Below are 1,886 nucleotides of genomic sequence, written 5' to 3'. Positions count from 1 at the left end.
GGCCTGGGCCTCGAAGAGCGCGTGGATGGAGGAGTCACGCGGGTAGTCCACGCGCGTGTCGTTCCACTCCACCAACACCTTGCGCCGCTCGGCCTCGGAGAGCAGCGGCAGCTCGGAGAGCCGGGCCTCGGGGTTGGCGACGACGGCCGACAGCAGCACCCGCAGGTGCACCATGGCCCGGGCCACGGTGCCCGGCTCGAAGAGGTCGGTGTTGTACTCGAGGTTTCCCGTGAAGCCCTCTGGCATGTCGGTGAACCCGAGCGTCCAGTCGAACTTGGCCGTGGTGCTCGAGTGCTGCATCGGGCGCAGCGTGAGCCCCGGCAGGCGCAGCGCTTCGACCGGCGTGTTCTGCAGGACGAACATCACCTGGAAGAAGGGCGGACGGCTGAGGTCTCGCTGAGGCTGGAGCTCCTCCACGAGCTTCTCGAAAGGGACGTCCTGGTGCTCGTAGGCGGCGAGCGTGGTGTCGCGCACCTGGAGCAGTAGCTCGCGGAAGGTAGTCCCGGGATCCACGCGCGAGCGCAGGACGAGCGTGTTGACGAAGAAGCCGATGAGGCTTTCGAGCTCGGTGCCACGGCGCCCGGCGATGGGCGAGCCCACCGAGATGTCGTCCTGTCCGGAGTAGCGGTGCAGCAGCACCTGGAAGCCGGCCAGCAGCGTCATGAAGGGCGTGACGCCCAGACGCGTGGAGAGGGCCTTGATGGACTCGGAGAGGGCCTTGGGCAGGACGACGGGCAGACTGTCACCCCGGACCGTCTGGACGGGGGGCCGCGGCTTGTCGGTGGTCAGCTCCAGGTGCGCCGCGCCGGAGAGCTGCTGCTTCCAGTAACCCAGTTGCGAATCGAGCACCTCGCCCTGGAGCCACTCGCGCTGCCAGACGGCGAAGTCGGCGTACTGGATGGGCAGGGGCGGCAGCGAGGGCTGCTGACCCGCGACGAAGGCGGCGTAGAACACGGCCACCTCGCGCACGAGCACACCCATGGACCAGCCATCGGAAATGATGTGGTGCAGGGTCACGAGCAGCACATGGTCATCCGCGCCCAGGCGCAGCAGGGCGGTGCGCAGGAGCGGTCCGTTCGTCAGATCGAAGGGACGCTGCGCCTCCTGACGGGCCAGCTCGCGGGCCCGGGCCTCACGCCTGGCGGCGGGCACGTCCTGGAGGTCCATCACCTCGAGCGGAAGATCGAGCGAGGGCGCGATGACCTGGCGCGGCTGGCCATCGCGGGAGGTGAAGGTGGTGCGCAGGGACTCGTGACGGCGCACGAGCTCCTCGAAGGCGTGGCGTAGCGCCTCGGCATCCGGCTGGCCGGAGAGCCGGAGCGCGTACGGGACGTTGTAGACGGGGCTACCGGGCTCGAGCTGATCGAGGAACCACAGCCGCTGCTGGGAGAAGGCCAGCGGCAGGTCCCCCGTGCGCGGCACGGGCCGCGGGGTGGGCGTCTGGGAGGCGTTCCCGGTCTCGCGGGCGAGGACCTCGTCGATCCTGCGCGCGAGCTCGCCGAGGGTGGGGGCCTCGAAGAGGGCGCGGACGGGCAGCTCCATCTCGAAGGCGGAGCGCACGCGGGAGATGACCTGGGTGGCCAGCAGCGAGTGGCCGCCCAGCTCGAAGAAGTTGTCCTCGACGCCGACGCGAGGCACGCCGAGCACCTCGGCCCAGAGGGCGGCGAGCTTCTCCTCGGTGGGCGTACGCGGGGCGATGTACTCGGCGGCGGAGACCGTGGCCTCCGGGGCCGGCAGGGCCTTGCGGTCCAACTTGCCGTTGGCGGTGATGGGCAGCGCCTCGAGCACCACGAAGGCGGAGGGCACCATGTACTCGGGCAGGTGCTCCTTGAGGAAGGAGCGCAGCTCGGCCGAGGTGGGGGCCTGCGGGGCCGAGGGCACGACAT

Annotated in this window: 1 protein-coding gene; it reads right to left on the bottom strand. The window is 70.3% G+C overall.

Annotated elements, in window-relative coordinates; genetic code table 11:
* Nucleotides 1-1,886: condensation domain-containing protein (locus ACJ8AT_RS34400; RefSeq protein ID WP_407742192.1), on the bottom strand; the 1,886-nt coding region annotated here is incomplete at both ends.

This window comes from Hyalangium sp., from assembly GCF_045802625.1.
GTDB lineage: Bacteria > Myxococcota > Myxococcia > Myxococcales > Myxococcaceae > Hyalangium.
This window is presented reverse-complemented; position numbering and strand designations above follow the sequence as displayed.